Genomic DNA, 26,637 nt, shown 5'->3' on the forward strand with positions numbered 1-26,637 from the left:
AATGGATTTGACTGTAGTGGGTTCATTTACTATGCATATAACCAAGCAGGATTAAATATTAATCGCTATTCAAGCGAAGGCTTCCATATGCGATCCTATTATGTAAATACACCTAATGTTGGAGACTTGGTTTTCTTCCAAGGAACCTATAAACCTGGTATTTCCCATATGGGGATTTACATTGGGAACAATGAATTTATCCATGCTTCAAATGACGGAGTTGTCATTTCGAACGTAAATGACTCTTATTGGAAAAAACATTTTGAAGGATTTAAGAGGTTTTATTAAGAGATTTTAACGCGTGAGGAAGTTAATTCTTAGGGATTGACTTCCTTTTTATTTGTATTTATCAATTAAAAAATGCAGTTAATGGCTATATCTTTTATGAATAAAAAAAGCCTAAAATACGCATGTATGGTATTAACACCTGCATATTTTACTTTTTTTCATATCGTACCTTATCTTGTTAGAGCCCCCGTTCGTAGTACATAAACACTTACACATTAATTGCATATTATATAAATAATGTGACAATAAGTGATTATTTCTTACCTTTTCGTTCTAAAAATATAGGTGCTATATTTAGCAAGATAGAAACAATTGTCAAAAACCAAAATGCCCTTGCCATACCAGGTATTACATCCGATAAAGCCGCCCAATCTTCCGCTTTTACCCACCGAGTTAGATAACTGTAATCTGCACAAATTGTTAATGCTGTAAATGATAATCCTAGCGCCATAGCAAGCTTGTAATCCTTTCCTGCTATATACATATAAAGATTTATAAAAGTTGTTACTATTGCAATAACCCCAAATATTATCCACATAACTATACCTCCATATATTTTTATTTATGTCGTGTAATAATACTAATGTGCATCAGCTCAATTTTTTGCATTACTTTTTTATTAGACATTAATTCGTCAAATCTTATTTTATAGTAATTGCTCTTCCTTTTGTGATTTCTTATTGAACAAACCTGCTCCTATAGTTCAATAACTTCTACAAAAAAGAAACTTCTCCTTATTTCAAGAAAGCACCCGTTAAATGAAATAAGGAAATTTATATCATCTTACCAGTGTACTTGAAGTTTATTACCATTTGGATCATAAAAGTGGAAAAAGGCATGACCATTATCTTCTTGTATATCCTCCACCTTAACTTGATTATTAATTAGATGTTGATGAAATTCAGATAATTCTGGGCTTGTAAAGCCGATACTGAAAGCTGATTCATTATTAACTGTAAAATGGGCAAATGTGTCATCGACAGTTGGAACTAAGATAAGTAAAAAAGGTCCCTCATTTACTTTAATAATCGCAAATGGATCATCAGTAATGCTTAATAACTGAAACCCTAATACATCTCTATACCAGTGTGCAGACTGTTCTAAATCTTTTACAGGAATTCTAATATAATGTACTTGTTCAATGAATGATTTACTCATATTTACCTCTCCTTAATTTAATCTGGTGTATCAAGTTATTCCCTATTTATACACCTATCTCTTACCATTTTATTAAATTAACCTGCCCTGTTTGTTCAATAAGGAATTCGACAAAAAAGGTGGTTAATCCTTCTTAGAACAACGCACCTGTTTGTTTAGTATATTCCTTCACGATCTGTTACCTTTGGCGAATCTTGGACCGATTGATTTATTTTAATTAGTTTTAGAATACTATCTATTACAATCTTAGGTTTTTCAAGATGAACTGAATGCCCAGTATCTGATTCAATGTGTTCAGTATTGTCGGTTAAATCGGTCAATAGTAACTGGTTTCGCTTCCAATTTTCAGGCTGTTTTTTTGCACTTATCACAATAACAGGTAATTCCTTGCGTAAGGGCTTGGCATTCAATAGTTGTTTAGCGGATTTTACGGTATCCATATATTCTTGATATACTGATTTATATGTACCTAACGTATATCCAATATATCTTAGTGATTTATCAAATTCCTTTGAAAGAAACTTCCTACCTATTTTCTGTTTAAATATTCTGGGTATGCCTACTAATGAGGTCATATATCCAAACGTCACAAGTCTTCTAAACCTCTTAATTCGTTTAATATTCCCTTGAGAAAGTACATATTGGTTCTCGTGTGCGGCATCTTCTAAGACAAGCCCTTCAACATCATCAGGATACATACTTGCAAAGAGTCTCATTGAGAGACAGCCAAAGGAGTGACCGACTAATATATAAGGCGGTTTTATTTTGAGCTGACTTAAGATATCTCTTATTTCTTCGACACTATCCAAAGATGTCATAGTTTTCCTCTTAGTTTTACTCCAACCGTAGCTCCCTCGGTCGTAGGAAATAACACGAGCAACCTTAGAGATCTCTGGTTGAACATAGCACCAATCAATTGATATTGAACTGAATCCCGCTTCAAGTATCACAGTGACAGGTCCTTCCCCAGTCACAATTGCGTGAACCGCTGACAGTCTTGTTGTGATTATCTGTCCTGGTGGGTCAACCTTATTTTTTCTATCCATAGCTATATTCCAAAGCGTCAAGGGTAATCCAATAATGCCTAACGTGTTTCTAACGATAGTAGGTAAAATCATTATCCCCTCCATTTTATCCCGAAATTTTCTTTGTAGAATATAATTTAATAATACTTTTAATTAATCAATCTTATTGAATTAAAGCTACCGTTAGTAAATAACTTCTACAAAACTACTTGTTGAAGGTAAGCACCTAGTAACTTTAAGTACAATACTTCACAAACTTACTCAACGAAAAAAGGCAATGTCAATTAAACATCACCCAAAATACTACTAGAATAAATTAATCTTCTGTTCCTAAAACATCTGTATTTGGGGGCTCATAACCCATCTGACGGAGCATGGCTACTATTTGTCCCTTGTGATGAAACTCGTGAGTAATGGTGTGCATTAGCAATTTACGAGGAGTAATAGATAATAGTTCAGGTGCTTCTCTCCAAGGGATTTCTCTCTCAATTAGCACATTTAATTTATGTCCATGTAGTTCTAATAATTCCTTTACTATTGAATCCACTTGTTCAAATCGTGCTATTATTTCCTCTAAACTGAGATTATGTAATTCTTCTCTTGGAGTAAGTGGTTTTTTTGTCTTCAATAAAACAAATGAGCCAAGCCATGCAACATAGCAATCTGCTATATGAACCAATGTGTCTCTTACACTTTGCCAACCGAAACCATTTATATGAGTAAAATGATTAGGTTCTAATTTCCCACAAAAATCTAACAGGGTTCCCCTAGTATGTCGAACCCATTCATATTCTTGTTGAAGCATCAAAACACCCACCTTTAACAGATGTAACTACTTATTCTCTATTTGTATAGAAAAAACCTTTCTTTACTGACTATTCATTTATTAATAAAAAAAGACCTTTCCATATGGTCAGATTTCTTACTAAACTAAATATCCTTTCACAAAGTTTATTTTCCTTATGTAATAATGAACCGTTACTTTTAGTCATAACTGGAATGCTGCCCAGTTAAAAGGCTGTGTATAAAAATGATTGATCAAAATGGAGTTTCTTTAATAATAAGGCCTTATTTTTTCACATATTTCAAAGCCAAAAAATTATTTATTCCAATTTTTTTCGCTACCTTTTGTGGAACAGCCTTCCGTTTATACTCCTCAAAACCCATTTTTTTATATAAATTCATTGCCGGAGTATTCGTATCAGCAACTTCTTCAATAACGTAATTGTTGTACGTTGTATTTTCGAAAATATGGAGGATGATTTGAGATGCTACGCCCTGACCTCTGAATTCAGGAGCTGTTCCAACAAACTCAATTGAACCAGTATTTGGAGGGAAGTTTTCATAAGGAGCTTCAAATTCCTTTTTTAAAAAGATTCCTGCCATGCTTCCCTTAAAGAAACCTAAGTACTTTCTCAACTCTTTTTTATTTAATCTTACCGATTTTTTTGTTCCATCTGTACATGCCGTAACTCCAGCAATTTTTCCATTTGCTATAGCTACAAAAAATTGATCTAAAATAAACATATGAGCAAAAGCCTTTGCAATAACGTTTTTATCTTTAGAAAAAAAGACAAGCCATTGTGTAAAGCCTTCCGCAAAAATTTTAGACATTTGCGTCCTTACATCTAAATCAACTTCATCGGCTTTTACAATTAGAAACTTATTACCTTCGGATGTCATATAGCATATTCCTTTCATTTTTTAATGAATGAATATATTTTCAATATAAATTCATACGATACATTGTCAAATTATATTCAACAATCCCGCCATATACTCCTACTCCAATAATAAAGGTGATATCTTCTTTCTGAAGAAAAGCACTCGATTATGGAATTTCGTTCCAAAAAAACTTATTAAGAAATACTTATTATTGAGGTGAAAAATCCTTATCTTTTAGCAGTAAAAAAGTAAAACACACCACCTGCCATCCAAAATGGTTCCCAAAACGCTAATCTCCAGAAAGTTGCATAAGAATCTAAGTCAAAATCTAAAATATCAAACACACTCATTGATATTGTTATAAAATTCAGTAATCCATATAAAAAAATCAAAACTCCTACAATTTTAGTGATGTAGTAAAGCATTCTGGTTATAATAGGGTTTCTCCATTGAACAAAAAGCATCAACAATAATATTACGCCAAGTAATTTAATGAAACCGGTAAGCCATACAAAATTAATGAATGAAGGGTTAGGGTCTATAGCCATATCATATACAGCTCCACCTAAGGATCTAACACCGACCATACCGCCAGCAGCCCAATAGAAGCTCATGCCAGCAAAGATAACGGTCCAAACAATCCCCAAAGTAATAAACAAATTGTTGTTTCTCAACATAGAAACACCCTCAGTTTCTTTTATATGCTTAACATACAGTAATTTATTTGGTTCCTATCATATTGGACAATCGCACCCGTAAATTGAATCTAATTACTGAAACATACCGAACAACCAAACAATAAAGTACATTGGAATTGCAACAATAATCCCTCCTGCAAGTAAATAGCCAATAGACTTGAGGATAAACTTAAAAACGTCATATATAGCTCCTGCTAAGTCATCAACAAACTTCACCACTAATAACCCCCCACAACTCTATCTTGTTACCTTGATTTTAACATTATTTTCCTTTAGAAAATCAAAATTTATTGAATCTATTTAACAATGTGCTTCTTAAACTCTACTGTTTCGTTCGTACAATATCATATCTTCACAATTTGGTAGAAATATTAACTTCTATATAAATTAGCATTTAAGTAAGAGCTTCTGTAAAAAAAGGGCCTCTTCCAAAACTAGAAGAGACCCTTAAAATAATCGACCTTATAATTTATTTAAAATTTCTTTAATGAATGCAGGCTCATCCTTAGGTGTACGAGAAGTGATAATATTTCCATCAACCACTACCTCTTGGTCTAAAAAGGTGGACCCAGCATTTCTCAAATCATCTCGGATTCCAATATAAGAAGTTGCACTTACCCCTTTTAGGATATCTGCACTAATCATTACTTGTGGTCCATGACAAATACCGGCAATCACTTTACCTTGTTCATTTGCTTGTTTTACAAATTCGACTACTTCTTCATTTACTCGAAGTGCCTCCGGAGCTGAGCCACCAGGAATAATAACCGCATCATATTCATCAGCCTTCACTTCGCTTATGGATAGATCAGAAGTATATGATACCGTTCCTTTCTTTCCTTTAAGTTCAGTTCCTTTTTCAATTCCTACAATCACGGTTTTGTGACCCGCTTCATTCATTGCATCATAAGGGTTCTTCATCTCCGAATCTTCATAGCCACCAGCAAGTAAAAAGCATACGTTTGCCATCTTAAATCCCCTCCTATGTATTTTGAACTTACTTTTATTGTAATTGATTCATTGAGCTACTTCAAACAAAGTGATGCTCCAAATTTCCACAATGCAATTTTAAAAATAGGATGCCAGTCACCAGAATTTATTGCTTCTTAACTCTACTTCGATGAAATGGCGCCCTTGCTTTTTAGCCAGGTAAACAAAGAATCCCTCATGGTGTCGAGACTGCCTGCAGCATCAAGTGGCGTTTGATTCGTGTAACCAGGCACGCCATTGATATCAGCTCCTTTGGAGAGGAGACATTCTGCAACACGACGTTGGCCTCCACTGCATGCTTGCCAAAAAGCCTCGGTGATGTCATCCACTGAAGGTGCCGGATTGGTGTCCATCAGTTCCTCTACGCGAGACATCAACCCTAGAGCTGCTGCATGCCAAAGCTTTTCCACCCGCGCGCCCTGCTGTACCAAGAGTCTCGCAACATTCCAACACCCATACCCGACTGCATTATCCAAAGGGGTACCGCCAGCGATGGAGCCACCAAGCGCTTCAATGTCGGCTCCACCAGCGATTAATGCAACGGCAACATCAACATCATCACTGCTAGCTGCCCAGTGCAATGGGGTCTCCGAAAAGGCACCCCCTGTAGCTGATGCATTAGGATCTGCTCCTGCGTCAATCAACATCCTTACAATTTCAGGGCCGTTCGGGAAGTATCCTGGCCAATCTGTAACAACGTGCAAAGTAGTACGCGACACCCCTTGGTTGTCAACGGCTCTCATTGAGGCAAAGCTAGGATACTTGTGCAGAAGGCGATGCAACGCATCCACGTCGCCCGTATGAACCGCGCGCACAAACGACACTGCCAGTTGATCGTTATGTTTAATTAACTCCATGTTATCCGCTCCTTCGATTTCACAGATTAAAGACTATTGCTCTTCTACTATTAAAGCTTATTCAGGCAGATTTTAACCGAATCGAACTATAGAATCAATAATAATTCTAGGTATACTCTTTTCAAATCAAATACGTTCGCCAGCTACAGTGGAACAATTTCATTTATATTTGCAGACCTAAAGTCAAGGAATACCAACTCAGTACTCATAGGTACTTGACCCCCGACACGGTAATGCATAATCACACCGGGGGTCTGGCACTTTAATTAAAATTAATCAACCTTCTAAATTAGATTGTGATAATAACCTTCCCCTGTGAATGCCCCTCTTCAAAATACTCAAATGCTTTAGGAATCTCACTTAAGGAATAGCTTCTATCAATAACCGGCTTTACTTTTCCCTCTTCAATAAGCTCTTTCATCAATACTAAATTTTTTTGATTTGGTCTGTGCAATAAAGTAATGAATTTCTTTTTTCCAATCGTGGATAACCAAGATCCTTGCGTCATAGTCCGAAACATTTGACTAGTTGTGCCACCTACATGAATGAATACCCCATTTTCTTTTAGCTTTCTTTTATAAGTAGAAATCGATTGCGATCCATTCACCCCGATAATCAAATCATAGGCCTTGTTATCGTTCGCAAAGTCTTCTTTTTTATAATCAATCACATGGTCGGAACCAAGGGATCTTGCGATATCTACGTTTCTCGTACTCACCACAGCCGTCACTTCAGCACCAAATGCTTTCCCAATTTGAACCGCAAATGTTCCGACACCACCCGAAGCACCATGAAGCAGCACTTCCTGTCTGGGCCTTACCATACCTTTGTCTCTTATCGCATGTAAAGCGGTCATCGCTGCCATGGGCACAGCTGCCGCTTCTGCAAAGGATATATTACTAGGTTTTAAAGCCAATGCCTTTTCATCAACGGCTACATATTCCGCAAAAGCCCCCCAGCCACTGCTTGATATGTCTCCGTACACCTCATCACCCACCTGAAATTGGGTAACTTTATCACCTATAGCCTCCACTACTCCAGCCATATCCCCACCGGGAATCAAGTATTTCGGTTTCATCAGTCCAAATGCTAATCGGGCTGGCAGTGGTTTCCCTGTTAATAAAACAAGATTACTATAATTAATCGATGATGCATGAACTCTTACAAGTACTTGATTTTCCTTAGGTGTGGGTGTAGCGACCTCGCTTAATTTAAGTGTATCTGGTGATCCATATCTTTCAGAGATAATTGCCTTCATCTCCATCCTCCTATTATCCTTTTTTAATTAGTGTAGTCGGAAAATGTAGATGGAGCATTGACTTAAGTTAAGATGGACCTCTATTAGGGAAGATTTTTTATTGAATCCGCTTTTTAATTCTACTTAATGACTCTGGTGTCATACCAAGGTAACTTGCCAATTGGTGTTGGGGTACACGGTTGAGGAGATCTGGTCGATTTTGGATGATCATTTTATAGCGTTCTTCTGGGGAAGAACGAATAAATTTTGCGTATTCATTTTGTACTTGGGCAAGGTTGTTTTCCATCATGCTTCGCGTCATGATTTCAAGCTCCGTATATTGCTTATACATTCTTTGTTCGGACCCTATGTCAACAACAACCAATACACAGTCTTCTTGACAGGTTAATGAGTAGTTGGATAATTGATCTGGTTCTGCATTATTAAACAATAAAATGGCTTGTTCTTCGGTGAAAAAATTGGAAGTGACCTCTTTTCCATCTTCATCTATTTGATATTGTCTGACACACCCTTTCAATACAAAAAAACATTTCTTAGTTGGAGAATCTCCCTGTTTGATTAGATAGGTCCCCTTTTTAAAACCCTCTATTTTTAATTCATTAATAATAGCCTGCTGCTCAGTATCATTTAGCGATGTATATTTAGCCATATACTTCATGAGGATTTCTTTCATGAGAAGTCTCCTTTCATTTTATTGGATCTTCATGCTTATTTTGTGGAAAAGAAAGTTAAATAAGGCCGCCACTTGGGACAGCCTATCATCTTTTTTATTCAACTGCATTTTTAGAGGACGCAAATAAAAAGTAAAGAAAAAACACTCCGCAAATCAAGGAAATGAAGCCGAACCCACCGAAAATATCAAATTTAGTTGAAAAATACCCAAAACCAAGACCTGTCAGGATTAACACAGCATTTAGCCCTAAGGACTGAAATGAATCAATGGTTGCTCTCATGGAGGAATCCATTCTATGATGCAAATATCCGCTAACAATGGGTTCAATTATTCCTGAAACCAAAAAGATCATGCAAATCATAACTAAACCAGTTAAGTCTCTTATGAGGGATACATATAAGAACCCTAAAGCCAAAACTGAAGTAACAGTTAAAAGCAAGGTCCTGTACTTGAATCGCTTTATCAAAAGATGTGCAAATAAATTTCCTGGCAGGCTCAAGAACATAAAAACGGCTGAAAACAATCCGAAATAGATGACAGGGATCTCCAGTCTGTTCAAATAAAGCTGCCAAAACTCCCAAACGAAGCTCAAAGCGGCACCCGTCACCATGCCGGAAAGCACCACGAGACAAACGCTTGGGTTTCTTCTGAAAAACTGCACTGAAGCAATTATATAATCTTTGAAAGGGACGGATTCCTCGTTATCCCCCTTAACAGCTGGCTCAATCAACATCAATGATAAACAGACAGACACAAACATACTGGCTAGCGATAGCCAATAGTTAAACTCAAAGTTAAACTTGCTTGCCAAAAGACTTCCGCTTAATGCTGCTAGTATGGCTGATGTGACATCACAGACATTTAATCGACCGAGATATTTTTCAAACGAGCGTTCCCTACCATTCATCAGCAATGAATCATAAAGGAGTGCATTTCCCGCACCACTGCTTGCAGAACCAGCAATTCCAGACAGAAAAATAGCAATTGCAAAATGCCAAAACTCGGTTGCGAAAATCAAAATAAGAAACATGCATCCTTCCAAGAAAGCTCCCAACAGGATCATGTTCTTTCGACCCCATTTGTCTGCAATAATACCTGACGGAACCTCAAGGAAAACAACGGTAATGGCAAAAATAATTTCTGTATATACGACCATTTGAATGGTCATGCCTCGCTGTTCCCAGAACAACCTTTCAATTACGTAAGCAGGTATTAGGCTATGGAAAAAACGAATAGCATATAGTTTCCAAATATTCGACTGATAATCCATAAATAAGCTCCTCTCATTTCTAATCACATGTTGGAAATCAGAACATGGAGGTGCTCGTGAGCAATTTGATCCTAAAGATTAGCAAGGAGGTCTTGCGTATATTGACATATCAACATCTCCCTTGTTAAATTTTTTCTTTACTTACTGTTAATACCAATTTTATTTTAAAGGAACAAACCGGTCAATAAGAACTGAAAAAATGCGCCTGCCCCCCAAAACAGTTTACACCTTCAAAAATTGTTATACCGTCCCGTTATTATGATAGAATTTTTTGGGGAGGTGGTTGTAACGATGGATTTAATAATAGTCTTAGTTATCCTGCTGGTAGTGGCTTCATTCGTAAATAGACTATACAAAAAAGTTAACATAGATAATTATTCCCCGATTTGGGAATACTTTGCTAAATCGTTTTTCTATGGAATAATCACAGTATTTACAATGTTTTATGGTAAAGATTCGCTAAACGATCTTTCTCCGCTTGAATGGGCCATTATTGCTGTGTCGGCAATCGAAGGAACAGGTAACTATATTAATTATGTAAAAGAATCAAAGAAACTTAAGTTAAAAAAAGAGAAAAACGAATCGTAAAAAGTAGTAGATTAATTTTATAGTAAAAAGAATGTGTTACCTCGAGAGAGTAACACATTCTTTTTTAATTTTCCTACACTGTAACGACCCGATTATTCTTGTTTGAAACGAGATAAATTTATGAGGACTTTCCAAAAAGTAGTATGATCTTACCTTTTCGAAAACAGTCCCTTTATGGATTACCCACGCGATCTCCCAAGTTCTTTTTGCAAAAATTGAATTTCCTTTTGTATACCCGGATAGTCCTCTATTTCTGGAATTACTCCCTGCCTTGGCGAAACATTCCGTGCTGCAGCATTTGCCATTGTTTCAAATGCAAATAATAGGTGTGCTAACTTTTCATCGGAAAGGATTAGCCGATTAGATTCCTTTGAACAATTTTCTAATAAAAATCCTAAATGCTTTGCCCGAAATACGACTGGCCAGTAATAATCTAACGCCTTGCGGTTGGCCGGAATCTCACCAGAGGCAGTATTATACAAAGTTTGTAGATTACTTAAATTTATTCTCATTTTCAGTCTTTCTCTACTCTGTCTTGCATTAAATCCTTCTCCCTGATATGTAAAAAGCACCATTAGTAACTGTGCCTGACTTCGAAGTGTTTTGCTAAGTATGTGTGGGATTCTACTAGAAGCAGATTTTCTTCCTACGAGATAAATCCCAAATAATCCGATCGCACTACCGATAATAATGTCAATAAACCTCGCCTGTGCAAAATAAGAAAAACCATATAACTCTTTGCTTGTGCTTTCAGCCAACAACAGTGCATTTGGCGTAAAGAAGAGTGCTGCTAATCCATAATTTTTCACAATAAACAATTCGGTAATAAATGTTAATACTAAAATAATCAACGCAATCACAATGCCAGATGGCTGGAAGGATAGAATGAACCCAGCAATAACAATTCCAATTGTCGTCCCTAAAAATCGTTGAATGGCACGATGAAATGTCGCTACAATTGTTGCACCAGACATCACTGCTACACAAGATAACGGTATCCAATAAGAACGTACAAATTCAAATTGATAGGCAATAATCGCAGCAATGGCCGTAATCACCCCAAAGCGTACAGACGAAATAAACACGATTGAATTTTTATCAAACGCCCCAATAAAAATCGTTTTTAGCGAGGCTTTATCAAATTGAATCGATTTTTTAATTTTACTAATTGGTTCATTAAGGATCGCATCTGCATTATAGATGGTGGTGAACAGTTGACTTACCTGCTTTTCCATCTTCTCTGGCTGTAATATTTTTACCTTTTCTCGGCTTTGGCGCTTATTCAAAGAATGTGCAAGCAGTCGAGTAGATTGCCCTAGTTCTTTAGGCAATGCAGCATCTGCATTTGAAAAGCTTTCTACAACCGTAATAAACAACTCATTTGCATACATATTTAATAAATACAAACGATTGAACATGTCTGTTGTTCGCCATGGAATATAACTCGCTGAAAGAGTCTCTTCAGATTCATTTAAAACCTCCATCACCTTATGCTTGGCTTCAGTGAATCTATTTGTTCCAACAGAATCCAGAAGCTCCGCTAATTCCATATATACTCTACTCACAACACCAGTTTCTGGACCATGGGGATTAACAAACCATCCGAACATGGCAATCATCCACGAAAAACAACCACTAAGAAAGACTAACCCTGCTCTTAGGAATGCTTCATCGGGGTTTATCGGCATTCCAGTTGTCATGGCAAAAACTAAGACAAAAAAGATCGCGGAAGGACCCGTTATTTTTAAAGCACCGAACACAAAAATGGCTACTGCCGCAATGATCCCCATCAGAATCGCAACTGCTAGCGGATATGGTGCACTAATCGTTCCCAAATAGGTAACAAAAGTCAAACCAAGAACCACCGAAAAGATTTTCTTTGCTCGCTGCGCATATGGGATATTAAAAACATATAAGTAGGTAAAGCCACCTAAGCCCGCAATTAAACCATACTGTAAATTGCCAAAGGCTAATCCGATCATAACTGGCAACGCAGCAGCTAAGCCCGCACTAAATGCTTTTAACCAAGGAAATGGTTTTTTGTTTACTTGCAGTGCTTGTTTAATAAAAGATGGGGCTAACTGGTTTGTTTGTTTGTCGTTCATCATAATCCTTCTTTACTATTATTTCTCTCATTATTATCTATAGATAACAATTTATACGTCACTGTGAAGACCCGAATATTCTTGTTTCACTGATAAATAAAAAGCCTTACTTTAAATAAAGTAAGGCTTTTTCCTATCATTGAAAACTATTCATTAATGAGAGTCTCTAACGCTACAATAATCATGTCATTAAATGTTGTTTGACGTTCTTCTGCTGTTGTTTCTTCACCTGTAATAACATGATCGCTCACTGTCATAATACTTAATACATCGATGTTGTATTTAGCTCCAAGTAAATAAAGAGCAGATGTTTCCATATCTACACCTAACACACCGTAATCTGCCAGCTTATGGATCATGGATTCATCATCTTCATAGAATGAATCACCAGTGAACACATTTCCTACATGAACTTTCAGATCTTCATTCTGTTTCGATAAACGATATGCTCTCTCAAGAAGAGTAAAGCTAGCGTTTGGTGCATAATTAATTTGCGGGAAAATGATATTTTGCATTTTCGAATCATTTGTAGCTGCCAGTGCCATGACAATATCACGGATTTTCACTTCGCGTTTCATAGCACCGATTGTACCAATGCGAATAATATTCTTCACGCCGTAATCCTTAATAAGCTCGGTGGCATATATACTCATTGAAGGAGCACCCATTCCAGATGATTGAATAGAAACCTTGTGCCCTTTATACGTCCCAGTATAACCATACATTCCGCGAACTGTATTATGACACTCTACATCCTCTAAAAAAGTGTCTGCAATATATTTAGCACGAAGTGGATCTCCTGGCATTAATACTTTTTCAGAAATTTGACCTTCTTTTGCATTTAGATGAATACTCATAATAATTCTTACCTCCAAAAAAATTATGTTTTAAGCTGCTTTTCCTTCTTTTTCTACTGTTTGCTTCTTCAATTGTCCAGATGAATAAATCCAGCTTAAAACTAACCCAACAGCAAATGTTAGTAATACTCCTAGGCTGTTACCTTCAAAAATACCTTTTGCAAACGGGGCAGGGAAAATTGGGTTTGAAGTAAAAAGAAGTCCAACAATAACACTTACAAACCATATGCTTACATTCCCTTTATTAACAGAAATATTTTTATCACCTGAAATGATATCAGGGTCATATCCCTGCTTTTTGCGAAGGATAACGTAATCTGCTATGAATACAGATGTCCAAGCCGCTAAGCCAATACCGACAACCCCTAAAAACATCATGAATGAACCTAAGAAATCACCATTTATGAATAACACATAAATCGGAAGCAATACCATAATTGCACCATGGAAAATAACCGATGTTCGTTCTGAAATTTTTATATTTGTAGCTTCTAAAGCAGTACGTCCAGAGCGAAGTGATATAACTGCCGGTGGAATAATTCCGCCTAGAGCTGTAATAAAGTATGGAATTACCATCCATTGAGGCATTTGTAAAGCTAATGCCGCGATTGGATCGGCTGAACTAACAAGTTCAGGATTCGTTGCATTCATTAAAATACCCAAGAACATGATGACAAATAGTGGTGCACCTGATGCAAACGTTGTTGTCCAGAAAATCGCTTTATTCGATGACCCGGGACTTTGGTAAGCAGAGTAATCACTCGCAACCATCGCCCAGCTAAGCGCTGAACCTGCAATAATGATGGAAATGGCAGGCAATACGCCCCCAACCCAGTCTCCATTTGGCATGTTCATAAGTGCTGACCAATCTGTTTGTGGAACTAAAATAGCCAAAACAACTACTGTTAGTGCACCAAAAATATAGGTAAATATTGTTTGAACCTTTACAAGAGTTTCTTGATTTACAAGAGACAATCCCATAATCGCAAGCATAAGTCCAATTAAACCAATGATTTGTGTTGTCGTTGATACATCAAATCCAAGTGCAGTAACAATGGCATTAATAGAGAAAATACCAGTAGGAACATTACCGACACTCAGCCAACCAATCAAACAGATCCATGCTAGCACAGCTGGAATCAAGTTTCCTTTTGATCCAAAAGCCGCTCGGGATAACACAAATGTCGTCGCTTTTCCTAGTTTACCTGGTAGACTAAGATATCCGATAAGTGCAAATGATGCTGCCCCAAAGAATGCAGCTATAACTGATTGAATAAAGTTGAGACCATAGCTTACGATAATCCCTCCGTAAACCAATCCCATTATCCCTATATTCAATGCAAACCATATCCAAAATAATTGCTTAGGTTGTCCAACCCTCTCATTTTCTGGAATTAAATCAGGGTGTTTTTGACTCATACTCTTCGACCTCTTTCACTTTTATAATTGTTCTCTTAAAACATTGAAGTTTTATTAGTGATTCAATATATTAATTTAAATCTTATTTTTTTATAATTTACGAGTCTTCTAATCGCTATTAATTTACATTTAATTTAATATTCGCAAACTGCTGAGGTACATAGAATTTATTAAACATAATTGGATAATCTGCATGATTATAAAGGCTCTCCATTAGTACAAAACAATCTTTTCGACCTATTAAACTTTCTTTTCGATTTGCTATATTAACAGTATTTGTATACTTTATTTCAATTTCTCCATGAATCGCATTGACATATGCTTGGTTCTCTAAAAAATCCAGTAGTAGTTCCTTATTATCTAAATCCAAAGATAAATCTTCTACCGTTTCCATCGAAATAAAAGTAAAAGCATAGCCTACTAAATCGTTCCCTTTATGGTAAAAACGTTCTACAGCGGCTACTCTAGATGAATCTCGTTTTAACACTTGTTTTGTATATTCTGATCCCGTGTCCATATAGTATTCTATATCGATTCGATCAAATGTACTTAAATGGCTCTTATGCATCGGGTTACTTAATTTTTCTAATTGAATATCAGCTTGTTTTTTGTAAAATGAGTCAATGACAAAGTTGCCTTTCCCGCGTATATTGCTTATCAATCCGTCATCTTGCAAAAGTGCTAAAGCTTGTCTTAAAGTTGCACGACTAACCCCTAGTTTTTCTGCTAAATCTGGTTCGGAAGGAAGCCTGCTACCTGCAGGGTACTCTCCATTAGAAATTTGAAGAAGAAGCTCGTCATATACATTTACATAAAGTGGCCTTTTCAATTTATTTGATATTTTCTTTTTCATACAGTCTCCTTTTATTTTAGAAATTGTAAGAAAGAACTACCGTTTTCGGGCATTTTTACAGAGAAATTATCTGCTATGGTTGCACCAATATCGGCAAATGTATCATTTTCAGGTAATTTGCTTGCTTCTTTTAATCGCTTAGAATACGCCAGGACAGGAATGAATTCGCGAGTATGGTCCGTTCCAGGGAAGGTTGGGTCATTGCCGTGATCAGCTGTAATAATTAATAAATCATCTTCTTGGATTAAATCAAATACTTCATCTAATCGTTTATCAAACTCTTCTAAGGCTTTACCATAGCCTTCTGGGTCACGACGGTGTCCGTATAAGGCATCAAAATCAACTAAGTTTAAGAAGCTTAAGCCTGTAAAATTCTTCTTGATGACTTCTACTAATTTGTCCATACCATCCATATTATTTTTTGTATGAATGACTTCTGTAACTCCTTCTCCATCAAAGATATCGTTAATTTTTCCAATGGCAATTACATCAAAGCCGCCATCCTTTAGACTATTCATTACTGTTTCCCCAAAAGGCTTTAAAGCATAGTCATGGCGATTTGGTGTTCTGGTAAAGTTCCCGGTCGTACCAATATACGGTCTCGCAATAATACGGCCAATTAGATAAGCAGGGTCTTTTGTGATTTCGCGAACCTTTTGACAAATATCATATAACTCTTCTAGTGGGATGATTTCTTCATGAGCTGCAATCTGCAGAACAGGATCTGCTGATGTATAGACAATCAAATCCCCGGTATTCATTTGGTGCTCCCCATATTCATCGATAATGTCGGTTCCGCTTGCAGGTTTATTACCTACTACTTTACGACCTGTTAGTTCCTCGATTTGTTTAATTAATTGATCTGGAAATCCATTTGGAAATACGTTAAATGGCTTATTAATATTTAACCCCATGATTTCCCAATGACCTGTCATCGTGTCTTTACCCAATGATTTTTCTTGTAATTTTGTATAATAGGCAAGAGGACTATCTGACACTGGTACCCCTAGTATTTCTTCAATATTCGATAAACCTAATTTTGCTAGATTAGGTACGTTTAAACCATTCATGTGTTCAGCAATATGTTGTAAAGTATGTGAGCCAACATCATTATACTGAGCTGCATCTTTTGCTTCACCAATCCCTACCGAATCCATAACAATTAAATGTATGCGTTTAAATTCCTTCATACTATTTTTCTCCTTTCACTTCGTGCTTTGTATTAGCTACCAATCTAAGACCAACTAATAGTTAGAATGAAACGATAGCTACTACGTCTAATGCCACAATCACATTTAGTATATTGAAATAATTTATAACGATTGAATTGTATGTCACTATGATTAAGAAGTTTGTAACCTTTCTTATCAATCATTCCTATCGCATCATTAACCCCTTGATTGAATTCAGATTAGACATGTCTATTTTTTATACAAGTTAAAAATATCATATATTCATTTTATGTGCAAGCACTTTCAAAAATTATATTTATATAAATTTAGTACAGTCAGTTTATTATCAATTTACCATCTGTGAACGAAAAAAAATGACCCATCCTTTATCGGACAGGTCATTTTCATATATACATTTTCAAATCGAACCCTATTACTTTTACACTCTATTCCTCATCAATACCCCGATATCGCTTATATGGCAGTGGATTCCATGTTCGGTATTCGAGGTCTGCTTTGCGTAAGGCAGCAGGAATATCCTCCAATACTTTTTTCGCTACCTCTAGTTCGAGCTCAGCTTCTGATTTATCTTGGTATAAAAACTCATCAGATGCTTTCTCCAATGCTTGATCCACTTTTTCTTTCAAGTCTTCAACTACCATCTCTTGCTGACGATAAATCGATTCTCGGGCTTCAGCCACCCAATTCGGCTGAACAGATCGAAGATGATCTGTGACATAACTAAATTCTTGAAAGACCTCCTTGTATACACGGTCTGCATTTTCGCGAATATCCTTAATCGCTGCTTCTAAATCGTCTATCGTTAGTTCACTCACCTCTAATGGGCGCTTGCGTTTGCTACCACCTATTCCTTTTGAATGTAGATAATAAGGAAAAATCGACTTTATCGTTTTTCCAACAGGTGCAATTGCAAGCCCATCCTCGTCGACACCTTTAGGCTGTACACCTAGCATCGCAATACGGGCAGATTCCGGTCTTACAATTTCCTTTGGTGGTAAAACACCATACCGCAGCAATTCCCGGATACCTGTTCCAGAAATATTGATTCGGTACCGATCATCGTGTGGACATGTTTGTTCAGTTGCTGGGTTATCACAGCGCGTGCAATAGAACACTTCATGGAATAACCGAACATCAATTCCTAGTTCCTCTTTCGTAAACTTATGAAAAATCGTGTGACCTGCATATTTATCATAATAATCACCAACACCCGCATGATCTCGGCCAATTAATGCATGGGTACAGCCGTAATTTTTCATAATGAGTGCGTGGAGAACCGCTTCACGAGGACCTGCAAAAATGTAGGTCACACGCAATGGTGAAAGAATGGTTCTCTCCTTTGGATAATACGTATCAAGCACAGCCTGATAGGATAACATACGGTATTCATGTCTCGTATATTCACGTTTTGCCATCTCAACTAAAGGCTGAACAAATAATCCATCCATTTCCTCTAGTGCATTACGATGAATATATTCATGACCACGATGCAACGGATTTGCACCTGTAATAAAACCAGCAACTGTTTTGAATTTTTTCTCCTCATAAAATAGTTTCCATGTATCTTTCGGTTCAATCCGTATCTTTTCAAAAGGCCCCCAATGGACACGTCGAAGTAACTGGATTGGTCCGCCTAATGCAGTATCCCCCATCCTGCGATAAATGGAATCAACACCAGGGTGATTGCGGTCAGTCGTACCAAATAATTGCTGTGCTCGGAATTCTCGGTCGTAGTCAAAAATGTCATCTAATTGCAGGATTGCTACCGGTTCCTTCGATTCATCCACTAATGCGACCTCATCTCCCACCGATAGTGTTTGAATCACCTGCTTATTGATGTCGCCAATAGGTGCGAAGCTTAGCGGAACTGGCCAAACAATTCCATTTGCTAGGCGCCCATCTTTTAATACTGATTTATAGTCCGCTTCAATCATAAACCCTTCATTTGGAGAAAGTACACCTGTAGCAATCATTTCAAGCGTGATGACAGCCTCCAAATCTACCATTATATACGGAAGCTGCTTTGCCCTATCCATTGCTTGGTCTCGTTCGTCTCCAGTTAAAACACGGTCAACTAATTTTCCCCCATGAGGTTGTTGTGGATAGTTTGTCACTTTTTCTTCCACATTTAATTCTTTGTTCATTACCAATTCCGTCTCATCCCCCTAAATAAATATTTAATCGATTCTACGATTCTTCTGTTTTTCGTGCTATTATTAACTCCCCATTTTTAAAACGAAGTTCTGTAATCTACTCTTATTCCGCCTTTTTAAAGCCTGTATGTGCCCGAACAGAAACTTCAGCAAAACGTTTATAATCATTTTCCTTCGAGAAAATCGTTCCTAGATAACCACCGAGAAATCCTAATGGCACACTGACAAGGGCAGGATTATCTAATGGGAAGATTGGGTTTCCTACAAATAGAGCGGCCCCTTCCACTGGTGAGAATACACTAGGACTCATCGATACTAGAACTAATGCTGAGATTAATCCGGAACAAACCGCCCAGACCGCACCAGATGTATTAAAGCGCTTCCAATATACTGTGTATAAAATAACAGGTAGATTCGCACTTGCTGCGATACAGAATGCTAACGAAACTAGGAAGGCTACGTTTAGGTATTGAGCGCCTAACGATAGTAGGATGGATAAAACAGATACACCTAATGCCGCGTAACGTGCTGCTAGCATTTGCTCTTTCTCTGTTATCTCCCCTTTTTTAACAATTTGTCCATAAATATCATGTGCAAAAGCAGATGCTCCTGATAACACGAGTCCAGCAACTACCGCTAAAATTGTCGCAAACGCAACCGCAGAAATGAATGCAAATAAGATATTCCCACCAATTGCCTGTGCTAGTAGTGGTGCCGCCATGTTTCCGCCTTTATTTGCTGCGAGAATTTCACTTTCCCCAACATAAATTGCAGCCCCGAAGCCAAGGAATAATGTTAAAATGTAAAAAATTCCGATTGTCCAAGTAGCTGTAATAACCGAACTTCTTGCAGTTTTTGCATCCTTTACCGTGAAAAAGCGCATCAGAATGTGTGGAAGACCCGCTGTTCCAAGTACTAAGGCAAGCATTAATGATAGCGTTCCTAGAGGATTTGTATATTTGATTCCTGGATTTAAATAATCTGCACCATGAGTAGTCGCCGTTTTTACTTCGGTAAACATGGCACCTATATTAAAGTTAAATTTCATTAGTACCATGAAGGAGATGATAATCATTCCTGCCATCAGAAGTACAGCCTTCGTAATCTGTACCCAGCTCGTTGCGATCATTCCACCAAATAGAACGTAAATCGTCATCATAACTCCAACAATTAACACTGCTATCCAATACGGAATTTCGAATAAAAGCTGAATAAGTGCACCTGCACCAACAAGCTGTGCGATCATATAGAAAAGAACAATCGTAATCGTACTAAGCGCTGCAGCCCCTCTTACTTTTTTCGCATCAAAGCGAGAATTAATCATATCGGCTAATGTATATTTACCCAGATTACGCAATGGCTCTGCAACTAGGAACAATACAACTAAATAAGCGATCAAAAATCCGATACTATAGAAAAATCCATCAAACCCTTGTAATGCAATCATTCCGGCAATACCTAGGAAGGATGCCGCCGATAAATAATCCCCAGCTATTGCTAATCCATTTTGCCATCCAGTTAATCCCCCACCTGCCGTATAAAAATCGCCAGTGGATTTTGTTTGTTTTGCTGCAATATACGTGATGACTAACGTAAGAATAACGATTGCGAGAAAAAGAACAACTACTACCGGATCCATCTATCATTCCCCCTTATTTTAACTGCTCATTAATGATTTGATCGGCTTCTTTATCAAAGGTAGCTGCTTTTTTAACATAGATTCCACTTAACACCCAAACCATCACAAACTGTGAAACTGCAAAAATCCAAGTCCAAGAAATATCTCCAAATGCTGGGGTGTTTAAAAAAGTTGTGTAAGAAGTGAAAATTGGCAATAAAAAGTAAAAAACCATGAAAAACACAGTCATTGGTAATATAAACTTATTCTTTCTGCTCAAAAACTGTTTAAACTGTGGACTGCTTTTAACCTTTAAAAAATCTACACTCTTCTGGCTAGTAACCAATTGCTTTTGGGCCAAGATAAACCATCCCCTTTCACATACTTAAAGATAATTATATATATTTAGAATATTACATAATTAATAAATGAATGAACGGTTGATAATATAGGGTGAATGGTTATGTATGGCAGATGAATGGTTTTAGATCCTGGTTTGTCATTTAAAAATATCAAAAATCGATTTACTCGCAGATCGACTTACAGGGATTTTTGTTTGATTTTTATCTTTAAGGGTTAAATTACTTGTTCCATTAAACCATGGGGTAATTTCTAACACATGATTTAAATTGACCAAGTAGCTACGATGTGCACGGAAAAACATATATCCTGCCAGCTGATCCTCTAATTCTTGTAAGGTCATCCGACTCATAATGACCTTATCCTCGGTATGAATCTCTAATAATCTTTTATTTGGTACGGCATAGTAGATAGAATCTGGAGAGACTACAACCATCCTTTCCCCATCATCAATTAACATCTTTGAAACAATGGTTTGTACCTTTTTTTCGGTTGCTTCATTACCATTCTTTCGATTCATCATACTTTTGCGAATACGGTTCATCGTCCCTCGAAATCTTGTCTCGTCATATGGCTTTAATAAATAGTCAACAGCCTCTACTTCAAAAGCATCCATTGCATACTCATCATATGCAGTGGTGAACACGAATAAAGGGATAGTGTCTGTCTCCTGTTTCATAATATATCGTGCTGCCTCGATTCCAGTAAAACCTGGCATCTCTACGTCAAGAAAAATAACATCCGGCCTGTATTCAGAATATAACTCTATTAATTGTTCTCCCGTTTCCGCATGTGGAGTGAGGATAACTCCCTTCTCATCCTTCAATAAATAAAGCAATTCCTTTCTTGCCATCATCTCATCTTCAGCAATCATCGCACGAATATTCATCCCATCACCCGCTTTCTATCAAATGCGCCTTGGCGTATTTGCGCCCGATTTTTTTCGAGCATGCTCGAAAAATTTCCTTTGAAAAATCGTGGCATCCGCCGGAGGCTTTAACTTTATTCAGCCAGGTTTTGAACCCCACTGAATTGTATACTCTTTTGCATTCATCCACCACTTATTGAAGTAGTAGACATCTGCTGAATAGAGTTAAATTGATTTGGTATTGGTATCGAAAATTTCACTTCACTGCCCCCAGTGGACAAATTTCGAATATGCAATCTCGCTGACTCTCCTAATAAATGAACTAATCGTTGGTTCACATTATAAATACCTGTCCCACCATTGTTATTACTTACTAATGGCTGTAGACTTACAATCGGTAAAATATGTTGAGGAAAACCGCTACCATTATCCCGAACTAGAACGGCAAGTCTTCCATTCTCTATTTCTATTATAATTTCAATCTTTGCTCCATCTGTTACATTCTTCAAACCGTGTTGAACTGAATTTTCAATTAAAGGCTGAATCGATGATGGCGGAATATAAATACTGGGAAGATCAACTGGCTTTTCAAAGTGAATTTGTAACCTTCCTTTAAATCTTTCTTGAATAATCGAAGTATAGGCTTCAGCATGTTCACACTCTTTTTCAAGCTCAACCAATGATTTCGATACTAAGCGTAGATTAAATCTCATAAAGCTTGCTAACTGTAGTGTTATGAGACGAGCCTTCGCTGGATTTTCCCGAAACAATCCGGCAATTAATTGAAGGGTATTAAATAAAAAATGTGGATTGATTTGTGCCTGTAAATTCCTTAACTCCGCATCTCGAATATGTACTTTTAGTTTTTCCGCCCCAAGCATGTTCAATTGATCTGAAATAAATTGACCTAGCCCTTGTGCCATCATCAATTCAACTGGAGAAATATGCTCTGCTTTACGAAAATGGAAAGTAATAAGATACGTTACATGCTCATCTTCTATAATTGGTATGAAAATCGCTGCCTCAAGATTACATTTTTTATGAGTACACATTAAATCTGATTTCACGTGTGTAACCTGAATTTTTTTCAAACTAATGGCCTTTTGTGCTGGGTGTGCCGCAATCGGATCGCCAAAACGATGATGATCTTCTCCCAATCCTTTATGGGCTAAGACCTCCTTTTGATCAGTAATCGAAACAGCAGCAAGCCTTAGGCGACTGTATAATAAATTGGCTAAGCCATTTGCAACCTCAAACGGAGAGTCCTTTTTTAGAAACGGAAGTGCTTCCTTCGCAATCGTTAATGCTTGTTTCGATGCTAAAGCCGCCTCATTTTCTTGTTCGCGTAAAACAATTCCTATCATCGCTGTAAAAATGGCAATCGCTGCACTATTTGATAACACAAGCGGTAGACCAATCGTATTAACAAGTGTAATCATATCTATTTGATCTGTATACAAAATAAGTAATAATTGCATGTGTAAAATTGGAGGAAAAACTCCAATAAATAAGGCCTTCAGCGGCGAAATAACACGTTCGTTTGAAAAAAATCTTGCCGTTAAACCTGCCAAAATGCCTGTAATCGGATTGACAAAAGCATTCGCCACTGCGCCAACACCGCCAAGAAATAGTAGATGGAGCCCAGTAATGATCCCTGCGCCAAACCCAAGTATCGGCCCACCTAATAAACCAGCTATTACGATCGCAACAAGGCTCATGCTAACAATTAGATGATCTTCCTCTACTGGAAAAAGAACTAAATGATGACTGAAGAACCCATCTTCATATATGACAATCCCTGTAACCGTACTAGCAATTCCAAATAAACCAAACACCCCAGCATGTACGAGCGACATCTTCACACTATAATTTCGATACAATAATGACTTGAATCCAGGTGTCCTCGTCATCACAAATGCAAAAATAAGTAATAGTCCCAAACGTTCAAACAAAATGATCGTTAAGCTTTCCATTTCTTTTCTCTCCTTGAGGCAATGCCGGACTGGGACCTGATATAAAATTCGTCAAATTCAGCAATGGAATGGGATTGCTTACTTGAAAGAATGGTTCCCAAATATGCACCTAAAAAGCCAATGGGAATCGTAATAATACCTGGATTATAAAGAGAAATCACTGCCTCTCCTTTAATCCATCCATCAGTAGGATTCATAATATATGGACCTAACATGACGAAGAATAAGGATGCACCAAGGCCAGAGAACATCCCAGTAATGATGCCCACCTGAGTAAAACGCTTCCAATAAATCGTTAATAAAAGAACCGGGAAAATACTTGATGCGGCCACAATGAAAGTCATCGACACGAGAAATGTTACATTAATGGTCTCCAACCTTAACGCAAATAAGGTGGAAATCAATCCGATTGCTAATGCCGACCAACGTGCTGCTCGCAATTGCTCCTTCTCTGTTGATTTTCCTTTTTTTAAGATATGATGAAAAATATCATGGGCAAAAGCAGTTGTGGCGGAAATGACCAGCCCTGCAACAACTGCAACAATTGTTGTAAAGGCAATCGCAGAAACAAAAGCCAACAAGAAGTCACCTCCTACCGCTTTAGCTAGTAATGGTGCAGCTAAATTTCCGGTCGGGTCCAGTTCCATTAACAAATCATATCCCAAGAACGCGACAGTCCCAAGGCCTAAAACAAGTGTCATCACATAAAAAATTCCAATAATCCAAGTTGCGCTTATTAGTGACCTACGGACCTCAAATGTATTCCTAACCGTAAACAGTCTTATTAATATATGAGGTAATCCCGCAGTTCCAAGCACTAAAGCAAGTTGTAGAGAAAGGAATTCCAATGGGTTATCAAATAAATTTCCAGGAAAGAAAAAGTTTTCTCCCAATGGCGTACCTATTTTTACTTCCCCAATTAACTTCGCAACATCCCAGTTAAAATGAGAAAAAACGATAAGTGTGAGCAGAAAAGTTCCTGACATAAGAAGAACGGTTTTCACAATTTGAACCCATGAAGTCGCAATCATCCCACCCCCAACGACGTAAATCGTCATTAATCCCCCTATCACAATGACTGAAACGGAATAATCGATATCAAGTAGTAAGCGAAGTAAAAATCCTGAAGCAACAAGCTGAGGGATAATGTATAGGATGGAGATGATAACCGTACAAAATGCCATAATTAATCGCATCTTCTCACTCGGAAACCGTGAACAAATGACATCTCCAAGAGAATATTTTCCAAGGCGATGTATAGGTTCAGCCACTAAAAATAAGACAACAATATATGAAACTAAAAAGCCAATCGAATATAAAAAACCATCATAGCCGCGGATCGCAACCATCCCAACGATACCGAGAAAGGAAGCTGCACTAATAAAATCGCCAGCAATCGCCATTCCATTTTGAAAGCCTGTTAATGTCCCAGCAGCAATATAAAACCGATTCGTTGTTTTACTTCGCTTCGCTGCCCAATATGTAATAATCAATGTACAAACAATAATATAAATAAGGAATAAAAAATATGTAGGATTCACAACGATTCCTCCTGATCGATGTCTTCCATCTGACGTTCAATTTTATTAGCAGTCCTATGATAAAACCCACAAAAGAACCATGTCATCGGAATTTGTAAAAAAGCATACAACCATGCCCAGGAAATACTAAAAATAAAGCTTGGCCGATTCATCACATCAGGAATGAAAATAAGAGATAAAGGAAGCAAAAAATAAAACAGTAATGCAGCAGCCAAAGCAGGAGCCATCGACTTCTTTCGCTTACGAATCAAATGTAAAATTCGCTCCTCCATTCTACTTCCTCCCCTTTTCAAAATCAGAAAAATCAGTAAAATAATCCAATTCAATTATTACATGAGGAGTTGGACTTGTAAAGTTGATACTGTAACCCTATTGGCCAAAGCTAACAGGTTCTTATCTACTAAAATAGAAAGGGTTCAGTATGCGATGTACTAATACACCCCAAGTACAAAATGACACAAAAGTATTTTAATAGTAAGTAGTTTTGTGTCATTTTGGATCAGGTTGTTAGGATTTTTGTGTCATTCTACAAGATAGTCAGTACTTTTGTGTCACTCTTTACTTAATGTTTTTTATGATTGTCATGATACCATTTTATTTCATCTTTTAATAATGCAGCATAAACTTTAAATTCTAAAACTTGTGCCGCTAATTCCTCAATCTTTTCTTCTACTTCCTTTAATGAACAACTTTTTTGCTGTGCCACCTGTTACTGCGATAAATAGAAATAACAAAAAAAGAGGGTTAACTAACCCTCTTCCCAATCATTAATTATCTTCTTGGACTGACATTATACTTTCATAAACCTGTTTAAAAACTTTTTTATGTTTATCCGTTAATTTATATGTTTTATGGTTTACAACTATGAAACCAGTGTCATTTATTTCTAGGGTATAATTTTTATTTTCTTTCCCATAAAAAACTACCATAGATATATATTGTCCATCATTGGAAATATTTTTATAGCCAAATCTTCTATTATAATTTGTGTTATTAAACTTATTTAAGATAAGCTCTAAATCAGATTGGTCAATGATGTCAGTGTCGTAAACTTCAAATGGCTCATTACCATTAGTATAATAGCCAAATTGTATCTTATTCACTTCTTTAAAGCCTGTTAAAACATCTTTAGCGGCTAATGGGGCTAAAAAATACCAAATTGATAGTATTAAAATAATAATGATACTAATCAAACTTATTATTAAAAATCGCATAGAATTCTTCATT

Annotated in this window: 28 protein-coding genes; 2 read left to right on the forward strand and 26 right to left on the reverse strand. The window is 37.0% G+C overall.

Features of this window, described 5'->3' with window-relative positions; translation table 11 throughout:
• The coding region (locus tag V7097_RS22980) for a C40 family peptidase (protein WP_335705958.1) at nucleotides 1-288 on the forward strand (288 nt) is incomplete at its 5' end.
• Between the two features lie 253 nt (nucleotides 289-541).
• Here V7097_RS22980 and V7097_RS22985 read toward each other — a convergent pair.
• The 12 genes from V7097_RS22985 to V7097_RS23040 all read right to left on the reverse strand — a co-directional run bounded on the left by V7097_RS22985 (nucleotide 542) and on the right by V7097_RS23040 (nucleotide 9,882).
• Entirely contained in the window at nucleotides 542-826 is a 285-nt protein-coding gene (locus V7097_RS22985) for a hypothetical protein (protein WP_335705959.1), read from the reverse strand.
• Between the two features lie 245 nt (nucleotides 827-1,071).
• Entirely contained in the window at nucleotides 1,072-1,446 is a 375-nt protein-coding gene (locus V7097_RS22990) for a VOC family protein (protein ID WP_335705960.1), read from the reverse strand.
• A 155-nt stretch (nucleotides 1,447-1,601) separates the two neighbouring features.
• Nucleotides 1,602-2,564: an alpha/beta hydrolase gene (locus V7097_RS22995; protein WP_335705961.1), complete on the reverse strand. Its 963-nt coding sequence runs from the start codon at nucleotides 2,562-2,564 to the stop codon at nucleotides 1,602-1,604.
• A gap of 223 nt (nucleotides 2,565-2,787) precedes the next feature.
• The gene (locus V7097_RS23000; RefSeq protein ID WP_335705962.1) at nucleotides 2,788-3,276 is read right to left on the reverse strand and encodes a DinB family protein; all 489 of its coding nucleotides are present in this window, start codon (nucleotides 3,274-3,276) and stop codon (nucleotides 2,788-2,790) included.
• Between the two features lie 263 nt (nucleotides 3,277-3,539).
• Nucleotides 3,540-4,154 (reverse strand): GNAT family N-acetyltransferase, encoded by a 615-nt coding sequence (locus tag V7097_RS23005; protein WP_335705963.1) that lies wholly within the window; start codon nucleotides 4,152-4,154, stop codon nucleotides 3,540-3,542.
• 209 nt (nucleotides 4,155-4,363) lie between these two features.
• A complete protein-coding gene (locus tag V7097_RS23010; RefSeq protein ID WP_335705964.1) occupies nucleotides 4,364-4,813 on the reverse strand; it encodes a DUF3995 domain-containing protein in 450 nt (149 codons plus the stop codon).
• A gap of 93 nt (nucleotides 4,814-4,906) precedes the next feature.
• Nucleotides 4,907-5,053, reverse strand: coding sequence for a hypothetical protein (locus V7097_RS23015; RefSeq protein WP_162838861.1), 147 nt, complete (start codon nucleotides 5,051-5,053; stop codon nucleotides 4,907-4,909).
• 243 nt (nucleotides 5,054-5,296) lie between these two features.
• Nucleotides 5,297-5,803 (reverse strand): type 1 glutamine amidotransferase domain-containing protein, encoded by a 507-nt coding sequence (locus V7097_RS23020; RefSeq protein WP_335705965.1) that lies wholly within the window; start codon nucleotides 5,801-5,803, stop codon nucleotides 5,297-5,299.
• A 143-nt stretch (nucleotides 5,804-5,946) separates the two neighbouring features.
• Entirely contained in the window at nucleotides 5,947-6,681 is a 735-nt protein-coding gene (locus V7097_RS23025; protein ID WP_335705966.1) for an ankyrin repeat domain-containing protein, read from the reverse strand.
• A 289-nt stretch (nucleotides 6,682-6,970) separates the two neighbouring features.
• Entirely contained in the window at nucleotides 6,971-7,939 is a 969-nt protein-coding gene (locus V7097_RS23030) for an NAD(P)-dependent alcohol dehydrogenase (RefSeq protein WP_335705967.1), read from the reverse strand.
• Between the two features lie 97 nt (nucleotides 7,940-8,036).
• Nucleotides 8,037-8,612: a Crp/Fnr family transcriptional regulator gene (locus V7097_RS23035; RefSeq protein WP_335705968.1), complete on the reverse strand. Its 576-nt coding sequence runs from the start codon at nucleotides 8,610-8,612 to the stop codon at nucleotides 8,037-8,039.
• A 94-nt stretch (nucleotides 8,613-8,706) separates the two neighbouring features.
• Nucleotides 8,707-9,882, reverse strand: coding sequence for an MFS transporter (locus V7097_RS23040; RefSeq protein ID WP_335705969.1), 1,176 nt, complete (start codon nucleotides 9,880-9,882; stop codon nucleotides 8,707-8,709).
• A 291-nt stretch (nucleotides 9,883-10,173) separates the two neighbouring features.
• Here V7097_RS23040 and V7097_RS23045 point away from each other — a divergent pair, with 291 nt between their 5' ends.
• Nucleotides 10,174-10,470 (forward strand): hypothetical protein, encoded by a 297-nt coding sequence (locus V7097_RS23045; protein ID WP_335705970.1) that lies wholly within the window; start codon nucleotides 10,174-10,176, stop codon nucleotides 10,468-10,470.
• A 179-nt stretch (nucleotides 10,471-10,649) separates the two neighbouring features.
• Here V7097_RS23045 and V7097_RS23050 read toward each other — a convergent pair whose 3' ends face one another.
• The 14 genes from V7097_RS23050 to V7097_RS23115 all read right to left on the reverse strand — a co-directional run bounded on the left by V7097_RS23050 (nucleotide 10,650) and on the right by V7097_RS23115 (nucleotide 26,636).
• A complete protein-coding gene (locus V7097_RS23050; RefSeq protein WP_335705971.1) occupies nucleotides 10,650-12,575 on the reverse strand; it encodes an FUSC family protein in 1,926 nt (641 codons plus the stop codon).
• A 146-nt stretch (nucleotides 12,576-12,721) separates the two neighbouring features.
• Entirely contained in the window at nucleotides 12,722-13,432 is a 711-nt protein-coding gene (deoD, locus tag V7097_RS23055; protein ID WP_335705972.1) for a purine-nucleoside phosphorylase, read from the reverse strand.
• Nucleotides 13,433-13,462: 30 nt separating this feature from the next.
• Complete coding sequence (locus V7097_RS23060; protein WP_335705973.1) at nucleotides 13,463-14,851, reverse strand: purine-cytosine permease family protein; 1,389 nt, start codon at nucleotides 14,849-14,851, stop codon at nucleotides 13,463-13,465.
• A gap of 118 nt (nucleotides 14,852-14,969) precedes the next feature.
• Nucleotides 14,970-15,704 carry a GntR family transcriptional regulator gene (locus V7097_RS23065; RefSeq protein WP_335705974.1) on the reverse strand — a complete coding sequence of 245 codons (735 nt, stop codon included), beginning with the start codon at nucleotides 15,702-15,704 and terminating at the stop codon, nucleotides 14,970-14,972.
• Between the two features lie 11 nt (nucleotides 15,705-15,715).
• Nucleotides 15,716-16,894, reverse strand: coding sequence for a phosphopentomutase (deoB, locus tag V7097_RS23070; protein WP_335705975.1), 1,179 nt, complete (start codon nucleotides 16,892-16,894; stop codon nucleotides 15,716-15,718).
• Between the two features lie 428 nt (nucleotides 16,895-17,322).
• A complete protein-coding gene (locus tag V7097_RS23075) occupies nucleotides 17,323-19,041 on the reverse strand; it encodes a sulfate adenylyltransferase (protein ID WP_335705993.1) in 1,719 nt (572 codons plus the stop codon).
• A gap of 112 nt (nucleotides 19,042-19,153) precedes the next feature.
• Nucleotides 19,154-20,689: a solute symporter family protein gene (locus V7097_RS23080; protein WP_335705976.1), complete on the reverse strand. Its 1,536-nt coding sequence runs from the start codon at nucleotides 20,687-20,689 to the stop codon at nucleotides 19,154-19,156.
• 13 nt (nucleotides 20,690-20,702) lie between these two features.
• Nucleotides 20,703-21,029 carry a DUF485 domain-containing protein gene (locus tag V7097_RS23085; protein WP_335705977.1) on the reverse strand — a complete coding sequence of 109 codons (327 nt, stop codon included), beginning with the start codon at nucleotides 21,027-21,029 and terminating at the stop codon, nucleotides 20,703-20,705.
• A gap of 138 nt (nucleotides 21,030-21,167) precedes the next feature.
• Nucleotides 21,168-21,917, reverse strand: coding sequence for a LytR/AlgR family response regulator transcription factor (locus V7097_RS23090; RefSeq protein ID WP_335705978.1), 750 nt, complete (start codon nucleotides 21,915-21,917; stop codon nucleotides 21,168-21,170).
• 161 nt (nucleotides 21,918-22,078) lie between these two features.
• Nucleotides 22,079-23,869 (reverse strand): LytS/YhcK type 5TM receptor domain-containing protein, encoded by a 1,791-nt coding sequence (locus V7097_RS23095; RefSeq protein ID WP_335705979.1) that lies wholly within the window; start codon nucleotides 23,867-23,869, stop codon nucleotides 22,079-22,081.
• The gene (locus tag V7097_RS23100) at nucleotides 23,857-25,410 is read right to left on the reverse strand and encodes a solute symporter family protein (RefSeq protein WP_335705980.1); all 1,554 of its coding nucleotides are present in this window, start codon (nucleotides 25,408-25,410) and stop codon (nucleotides 23,857-23,859) included. Before V7097_RS23100 ends, V7097_RS23095 begins: the two co-directional genes overlap by 13 nt.
• Nucleotides 25,407-25,682 (reverse strand): DUF485 domain-containing protein, encoded by a 276-nt coding sequence (locus V7097_RS23105; protein ID WP_335705981.1) that lies wholly within the window; start codon nucleotides 25,680-25,682, stop codon nucleotides 25,407-25,409. The genes V7097_RS23100 and V7097_RS23105 overlap by 4 nt, the downstream gene beginning before the upstream one ends.
• 290 nt (nucleotides 25,683-25,972) lie before the next feature.
• Nucleotides 25,973-26,116, reverse strand: coding sequence for a hypothetical protein (locus V7097_RS23110; protein WP_335705982.1), 144 nt, complete (start codon nucleotides 26,114-26,116; stop codon nucleotides 25,973-25,975).
• A gap of 61 nt (nucleotides 26,117-26,177) precedes the next feature.
• Nucleotides 26,178-26,636 (reverse strand): hypothetical protein, encoded by a 459-nt coding sequence (locus tag V7097_RS23115; protein ID WP_335705983.1) that lies wholly within the window; start codon nucleotides 26,634-26,636, stop codon nucleotides 26,178-26,180.
• Nucleotide 26,637 lies beyond the last annotated feature (1 nt).

The organism is Bacillus sp. JJ1562, assembly GCF_036962705.1.
GTDB lineage: Bacteria > Bacillota > Bacilli > Bacillales > Bacillaceae_L > Ferdinandcohnia.